Source organism: Micromonospora sp. NPDC049900 (assembly GCF_044461025.1).
Taxonomy (GTDB): domain Bacteria; phylum Actinomycetota; class Actinomycetes; order Mycobacteriales; family Micromonosporaceae; genus Micromonospora.
Genome location: NZ_JBITKM010000037.1, coordinates 1 through 7,021, shown reverse-complemented (window position 1 = coordinate 7,021; position 7,021 = coordinate 1). Strand labels below are relative to the sequence as shown.

6 protein-coding genes are annotated in these 7,021 nt (G+C 67.3%); 2 read left to right on the top strand and 4 right to left on the bottom strand.

What is annotated here, in order from left to right; genetic code table 11:
• Positions 1–664 precede the first annotated feature (664 nt).
• Positions 665–1,048 carry a winged helix-turn-helix transcriptional regulator gene (locus tag ACIBMZ_RS30670; protein WP_396699819.1) on the top strand — a complete coding sequence of 128 codons (384 nt, stop codon included), beginning with the start codon at positions 665–667 and terminating at the stop codon, positions 1,046–1,048.
• A 9-nt stretch (positions 1,049–1,057) separates the two neighbouring features.
• On the opposite strand, the gene ACIBMZ_RS30665 is transcribed toward ACIBMZ_RS30670, so the two are convergent.
• Positions 1,058–1,444: a RidA family protein gene (locus ACIBMZ_RS30665; protein WP_396699817.1), complete on the bottom strand. Its 387-nt coding sequence runs from the start codon at positions 1,442–1,444 to the stop codon at positions 1,058–1,060.
• 271 nt (positions 1,445–1,715) lie between these two features.
• On the opposite strand from ACIBMZ_RS30665, the gene ACIBMZ_RS30660 reads away from it, so the two are divergent.
• Positions 1,716–5,033, top strand: coding sequence for an FG-GAP-like repeat-containing protein (locus ACIBMZ_RS30660; protein ID WP_396699815.1), 3,318 nt, complete (start codon positions 1,716–1,718; stop codon positions 5,031–5,033).
• 375 nt (positions 5,034–5,408) lie between these two features.
• On the opposite strand, the gene ACIBMZ_RS30655 is transcribed toward ACIBMZ_RS30660, so the two are convergent.
• The 3 genes from ACIBMZ_RS30655 to ACIBMZ_RS30645 all read right to left on the bottom strand — a co-directional run bounded on the left by ACIBMZ_RS30655 (position 5,409) and on the right by ACIBMZ_RS30645 (position 6,923).
• Positions 5,409–6,128, bottom strand: coding sequence for a VOC family protein (locus ACIBMZ_RS30655; RefSeq protein ID WP_396699813.1), 720 nt, complete (start codon positions 6,126–6,128; stop codon positions 5,409–5,411).
• 157 nt (positions 6,129–6,285) lie between these two features.
• Positions 6,286–6,651: a DUF4345 family protein gene (locus ACIBMZ_RS30650; protein ID WP_396699811.1), complete on the bottom strand. Its 366-nt coding sequence runs from the start codon at positions 6,649–6,651 to the stop codon at positions 6,286–6,288.
• Positions 6,648–6,923: a hypothetical protein gene (locus ACIBMZ_RS30645; RefSeq protein ID WP_396699809.1), complete on the bottom strand. Its 276-nt coding sequence runs from the start codon at positions 6,921–6,923 to the stop codon at positions 6,648–6,650. Before ACIBMZ_RS30645 ends, ACIBMZ_RS30650 begins: the two co-directional genes overlap by 4 nt.
• Between the last annotated feature and the right edge of the window lie 98 nt (positions 6,924–7,021).

Sequence of the window (7,021 nt, the reverse complement as noted above, 5' to 3'; positions counted from 1 at the left end):
CCCTGCGGCCAGTTCATCGAACATGCCGTCAACCCCTGAACCACCACGGCTCCACGGGCTGTCCGTCCGCCATCCCGAATGGGCCGCTCACCGCCTGCCCGAGTCCCCTGCGCGAACCCGGGGCCGGGGTCGGCCTCGATGATCGATCGGGACGAGCTGATGATCGACCCGCCCGCCCTGGTGTAGACCGGCCCGGATGATGTGTCCGACAGGACCGCCCTGATGCCCCACACCAGCGACGAGTATCGGCAAGTGCGCAGCGATCCGTCGTACCTCGCCGACCTGTTCGGGGTGGGTACCACCGACCAGCACACGGCAGTTGGCGTGCTCGTTCCAGTCGTACGCGGCCAGGCGCGCCACTCGCATGTACAGCGGCTCCCCGCCAGTCCGTAGGTCCTGCAACTCTCCGGAGCCGGGGTTCGAGGTGCGGCACAACACGATGACACCCTTGGTGCGGGTGTCCAGGATCGGCCGCAACGCATCGACCCCCAGGTAGGGCTGGACTGTCACCGTGGAGAATGGGCGTTGGTCACGGATGACAAGCCGGTCTGGGCAGCCCTGGGGCACCCGCGGCGGCGGGACCAGTCGTCGAGGCCGACGGGTCGACATGGGGCACAGGCGTCAGATTCGGGCGCCCTTCCTCGGGTGAACTAGGGTGGGCGCGATGGGGAGCAGGCAGGAGATCGGCGCGGTGCCGCCCGAGGCCGACCTGGCTCGGGCCGATTCGCTGGCGCGGGAGATCTTCTCGGACATCGCCAACAAGTGGCCTCTTCTGATCATCGAGTTTCTCGGTCTGCGGACCATGCGGTTCAACGAGCTACGCCGCGAGGTGGGCGGCATCAGCCACAAGGTGTTGGCGCAGAACCTCCGTACGTTGGAGCGCAACGGCCTGGTCGAGCGCACCGTGCACCCGACTGTGCCGCCCAGCGTCGACTACTCACTCACCGAGGCTGGCCAGGCGCTACGCAAGGTGGTCGACGGCATGTGCGACTGGACCCAGACATACCTGAGCCATATCGAGGACTCGCGCGCACGCTTCCCGAGTTGATCGATGCGGTTAGTCGATCACGGCCGTCGCCTCGATCTCGACCAGGTGCTCGGGGACGTCCAAGGCCACGATGCCGAACAGTGATGCGGGCGCCTCGATGGTGACACCCAACTTCGCCGAGGCGCGGGCGATCCCGTCCAGCACCTGCGGCATGAGCCCGGGCTCCCAGTCGACCACGTGCATCGTCAGCTTGACCACGTCAGCGAACGTAGCCCCGACGCCGGCCAGCGCCGTGCCCACATTGAGGTAGCTCTGTTCGACCTGTGTGGCCAGGTCACCGCCTCCCCACGCGACCTGACCGGCGATGTGGACAAGTTTCGAACCCGTTGCCACCGACACCTGCTTGTAGATCGGGATCTCGGGCAATCCGGGTGGATCGATCAAGTGAACAGCCATGAACCGACCGTACGAGCAAGGCGCCGGGCCCGGAAGAGAGCACTTTGTCGAGCCCAGGGCACCTTTTGGTAACCGCGTCGGTCGGCGCTACGGCGCGGGTCGGATCGACCCCGAGGAAGGCGAGTCGACCTGTGCGTTGCTGGAAGCCGTCTGCGCTGACCTCCGTCGCGATAGTCGGCCCCGGTCACTGCGGTGAGGTCTGGCGTTCTGTCAGCGGCGTAGAAATCTATCGGACACTCCACAGTAGCGATACCTGTTTAGGGTGAGCGCCATGTCTAGATCGATACGCATCGCGATCAGTGTCGTTCTTGCAGTCGTGCTGGCCTCGACCGTCGTCGTTACCGCCCCGGCGCGTGCCGCGGGTGTCCTGACCACCTGGCGATTCGATTTTCGGTACGTACCCGCGCAGGAGCACCTGATCGAGGCTGCGCTCACCGGCGCCTACTCGGTCGCCTACCACGACCTTGAGGACGTGCTGCCCGATCATGACGAACTGCGCAAACGGGGTCTGAGCTGCGACGCCGATAACCTGCACATGCTGACCGGCAAGGAGTTGATCCTGTGCGGGATGAAGAAGGAATTCGCCGTCGACTCGCCGCGGGACCTGCCGGCCAAGGTTGTCGCCGAGATCGACCAGGACAACGATATGGTCAGCCTGACGGTCGAGGCCAGTGTGTCGCAGGAGAACGCGGACAAATGGAAGAAGGCCGCGATTACGGCGGCTGCTAGTATTGCGAAGATCTTTCTTCAGGCTGCCTGCATCAACTATCGCACCAGTCGCGGGCACAACCCGAGTTTTGCGGTCGTCGCTGCGTCGTGCGCGGCCTTCGGCGAGGCGCTCTCGCTCCTGGCTTCCCGCGTCGGTGAGAACGCCATAGACGGTGTCCTGAAAGATCCTCACACCTGGGGCACGAATCTACTCGTAATCCTTGTCGGCTCGGGGCTGGCGTGGTTGTGGGAGTGGGACCTCGTCGGCCGGGTCCAGAACGACCAGGGTGGATTCTTCACCGCCGCCGCACGCGTCATCGACCAGATAGCCGCGACCGTCGGCCGGATCTGTCCACTCTGCAAGACCTACTTCGGGTCCATCTACAACGCGTTGGCCGATAGGTTCATTCGGCCTGCCCCGCCGGTGCCCAACATCCCGCGCGGGCTGGCCGCGATGCGGGTGATGCCACTCGGCGACTCGATCACCTATGGCGTCGGTGTCGACAACCCGGCCGGCACCGGATACCGCGCGCGCCTGTATGACGGCCTGAGGGACGATGCGGTGCTTGATCTGGTGGGATCGCAGAGTTCGGGGACGCTACCGGACAGGAACCACGAGGGGCATCCGTACTGGCGAATCAAACAGGTGGAGCAGCGGGTCGAGTGTGTGATCCCGCAGTACCGGCCGAACGTGGTGCTTCTGCACATCGGCACCAACGACATGCAGTTCAACGAGGATGTCGCGGGCGCACCGGGGCGGCTCGACACGCTGATCGGCAGGATCGTCGCGTTGGCGCCGGAGACCACGGTCCTGGTGGCGCAGCTCGTGCCGGCGTTCAACGCCGGCACCAACGACAAGGTGCAGACCTACAACGGAGCCATCCCCGGAGTCGTCGCCAGGTACGCGGCGGCGGGCAAGCGGGTTCGCGTAGTCGACATGAGCGCGGTGACCCGGGCCGATCTGACCGACTCGGTGCATCCGAACGCCACCGGGTATCGCAAGATGGCCGACGCGTTCCTCGGTGCCATCCGGTCCGCCCAGATCGAGGGCCTCATCGTTGACCCGGTCGGCGGGAACGCGGACGCGTGCAGCGGCGAGGTCGGCAAGGCGCCGGACTCTCTCTCGGCCGGCAGCTCCGCGTCCGGCACCGGATGGCGGTGGCAGGGCGTGGTCGCACCAGGTGTCGGTGCGACCCGGGACAGGGTGCAGTTCGCCGACGTCGATGGTGACGGCCTAGACGACTACCTGGTGCTCGACGACCAGGCCCGGGTCAAGGCGTGGACCAACGCGCATACGCTCGGCGGCGGGTACGGCTGGAGGTATCGCGGCGTGGTGGCGACCGGTGTCGGCGCGGCACCGGAAAACGTCCGGTTCGCCGATGTCGACGGGGACGCCCTGGACGACTACCTGGTGGTGGACGGCAGCGGCCGTGTGTCGGCGTGGATCAACAGCTACACCCCGGCCGGTGGGTTCGGCTGGTCGTACGCCGGGGTGATCGCCACCGGCGTCGGCGCCCCCCGGGACCAGGTGCGGTTCGCCGACATGACCGGCGACGGCAAGGACGACTACCTGGTCGTCGACGAACAGGGCAGGGTCACCGCCTACGCCAACATGTACACCACCGGCGGCACGTACGGCTGGTCCTCGATGGGGCAGGTGGCCAGCGGCGTGAACGCGACCCGGGACCGGGTCCGGTTCGCCGACGTCAACGCCGACGCACGCGACGACTACCTCGTGGTACACGACGAGGGGCACGTGAGCGTCTGGCTGAACACGGCACCCGCCCTGACGGTGCAGACGCCTGGGGGTAGGCCGCCATCGATCGTGTGGCAGAACCACGGCCGCACCCTCACCGCGAGCGGAGCCAACCGCGACCAGGTCCGCTTCGCCGACATCAACGGCGACGGGAAGGACGATTACCTGTTGGTCGACTCGGCGGGCAAGGTCGGCGCCGCCCTCAACGACCGCTACGGCAGGCCGGACGTGTGGGAGTGGCAGGGCGTCATTGGCCGCAACCCGGACTCGGCGACGCGCAGCGGCATGGTCGACCTGACCGGTGACGGCCGGGCGGACTGGGTGGCGGTCCGCGAGAACGGAACGGTCGCCGCGTGGGTCAACCGGGTCGGTCAGGGCGGTGGCTACGGCTGGGACTACGCCGGAGTGATCACCACCGGTGTGAGCCCGGGACGCGACCGGGTCCGGTTCGCCGACATGGACGGCGACGGCAAGGACGACTACCTGGTGCTGGAGGACAACGGCGCGACCAAGGCATGGCTCAACAAGTACACCCCGGCCAACGGCTTCCAGTGGGACTACGCCGGTGTCATCGCCCCCGGTGCCGGCGCACCCAAGGAACAGGTGCGGTTCGCCGACATGAACGGCGACCGCAAGGACGACTACCTCGTCCTCGGTAGTGACGGTGGAGTGAAGGCATGGCTCAACAGACGCACCGCCGACGGGTGGGGCTGGGACTACACCGGGTCGATCGCACCCGGGCCACACCCGGCGCGCGACGAGATCCACCTCACCGACCTCAACGGTGACCTCCGCGCCGACTACCTGCTGGTCGACGCCGCCGGTCGTGTCTGGGCCTGGCTCAACGGATACAGCGACAACCGTTTCACCTGGCGCTTCGACGGCATGGTCGCCTCCGGGGTCGGAGCGAGCGGCACCCAGGTCCGATTCGCCGACCTCAACGGGGACCGGCGGGCCGACTACCTGGTAGAGAGCCCGGACGGCCAGATCAAGGCGTGGACCTTCCACGGGTACGTCGTCAACCAGCAGTCCGACACCCCGATGCCCGACGCACCGAACACCCCGGGCAGCGGCGTGGGAATCGACCCCTGCCTTCTAGAAGTAGCGAACCGGCAGGACTGCTGAGTGGCAGCCGGCCAGGGCTCCGGTGAACGACGTCGATCTTCGGACCCTGGCCGGGCCGTCCCCCGTCAGCTTCGAGGAAGAAGCGCTGTCCGTTCGAGGGTGGAACTGACGTCCGTCTTCGAGCCGCGCAGCGCTGAGGCCCTGACAGAGCCCGCCTGATGGAGAGCCGCCGGCCGGTGGGCCAAGGGGCCATCGACCGCTCGCCGGCCATGGTCCCCTGCCGACCGGGCGCGACCTGCCCGCACCGTCCGCGTCAACCAGGATGGCGGTGCGGTGTCGGCGTGGACGTGGCGACGAGCCACGGGACGGGTGACTGCTTCCGAGGCCACACAGCATCCGGATATGGCCGGATGGGGGAGGCGTCCGTTTGGTGAGTCACCGCAGTGCTGCTGCGAGGTCGGTGGCGTTGTCGAACGCGGTTGCCGCTCTTTCGGTTTCGTCCTTCGTGAGCGTGACGGACTGGGCGCGGGCCAGCATCTCGGCCGCGGTCTTCGGGTCGTGCAGCACCATCGCGAGTTCGGCGCGGTAGACCAGGACCTCTACCTGCTCGACCGGGTCGTCGTCGGTTTGCGGGCGGGCCAACGCGCTGTCGAGGATCCGCACCGCCTGTCCGACATCTCCCCGGGAATCGGCCTGCACGACAGCATTCGCCAGGGCCTTGGCCAGCCGCGCGGCAGGCGTGGCGGCCGGTATGGGCGCGGTGGCGGTGTCCCGAAAGACGCGGATCCAGTTGCCGCCCGGGTCGATGACGCTGAACCCGCCCAACCCGTCGGCGTTCTTCCGCGCCCTCGGCCGGGTCATCCGCGGCGTTCCGGACACCAGCACCTTGCCGTACGCGGCGCGCATGCCGGCGGCGAACGCCCGGTGTAGTCCGTCGATGTCCGTGGTGAGTACGAGACAGGAGCCGTAGGACTGCTCCGGGTCGAACCCGGCGATCTCGAAGAACTGTAGATGCAGGTCTTCCCGCTGCACCCCCACACACGGGTGGGGCTTGCGCTGCTTGTACGTGGTGCGGAAACCGAGCACTCCGTAGAAGGTTTCGATGTCGTCGATGGATGCACACGGCAGCAGGGGAACGGTCCGCTCGTTGGCCATGCCTCCTTCCTAGACGTCGCAGGGTGTCCGTCGCCCATGGAAATAGCCGATCATCGCTGTCGGTCGTCCGACTGGCTGATGACCAGAACGCCACGCCGCCGAGTCGAGCCATCGGCGATGCCTTCCCTGCCTGCCGTGCGACTCGCTGAGAACAGGCTCAGGCGACGCCGAACAGCAGGGCGGCACCGATGGTCTCGATCCAGAAGTACCACCAGATCGGATAGAACCCAGTTGCCTTGTCGCCGATCCGGGAGAACAACCGGCCGAGGGCCATTCCGGCAAGGGCCGCTGCGACGGTGATGACCGCGCCGGTCCGGATATCGCCGACGTCGATCGCCGCCGCAGCCAGTACGGCGGCGATCGCCAGGCCGAACCCGCCGTAGACCGCCCGGATCTCGGACCGGCTTTCTGCTGATTCGATGACGATGCGGAACGGACGGGCAAGTGCCGCAGGCGCGGCGAGCGCGTAGACGCCCATGCCGAAGAAGAACGTCCCGACGATGATGATGACCGTGGTCGTCATGCGCGCCCTCGAACCGCTGGCGTCGTGCGGCGCCCGCAGGGGCTGGACGCGAGCAGGGCCGTCCCCGCCGACAGGACGAGCAACGCGACGGCGTCGACCTGCGCCACCCGGACCATCTGCTGGTTCAGCGATGGGGTGGTCAGCACGAGAAGCAGGAAGGTGCCGAAGCTGGCCGCATTGATGGCCACCGCGGCGGGGCGTAGGTGCGGGCGGAACGCCGAAACGATGATGGTGACGCCGACCAGAGCGAGCAGGATCGCCCGATGCCGCATCAGTCAGCCATTTTCATCGTGACAGGCCTGGTCACGGTGGGTGTGGTGGAGGCAGGTGTCGACATAGGACGAGGCTCCCGGTAAGACAGCAGTCGACC

Excerpts from the sequence above, each read along its gene's own strand:
- ACIBMZ_RS30650 (WP_396699811.1), bottom strand. The coding sequence starts at position 6,651 with ATGACGACCACGGTCATCATCATCGTCGGGACGTTCTTCTTCGGCATG.
- ACIBMZ_RS30665 (WP_396699817.1), bottom strand. The coding sequence starts at position 1,444 with ATGGCTGTTCACTTGATCGATCCACCCGGATTGCCCGAGATCCCGATC.
- ACIBMZ_RS30645 (WP_396699809.1), bottom strand. The coding sequence starts at position 6,923 with ATGCGGCATCGGGCGATCCTGCTCGCTCTGGTCGGCGTCACCATCATC.
- ACIBMZ_RS30670 (WP_396699819.1), top strand. The coding sequence starts at position 665 with ATGGGGAGCAGGCAGGAGATCGGCGCGGTGCCGCCCGAGGCCGACCTG.
- ACIBMZ_RS30655 (WP_396699813.1), bottom strand. The coding sequence starts at position 6,128 with ATGGCCAACGAGCGGACCGTTCCCCTGCTGCCGTGTGCATCCATCGAC.
- ACIBMZ_RS30660 (WP_396699815.1), top strand. The coding sequence starts at position 1,716 with ATGTCTAGATCGATACGCATCGCGATCAGTGTCGTTCTTGCAGTCGTG.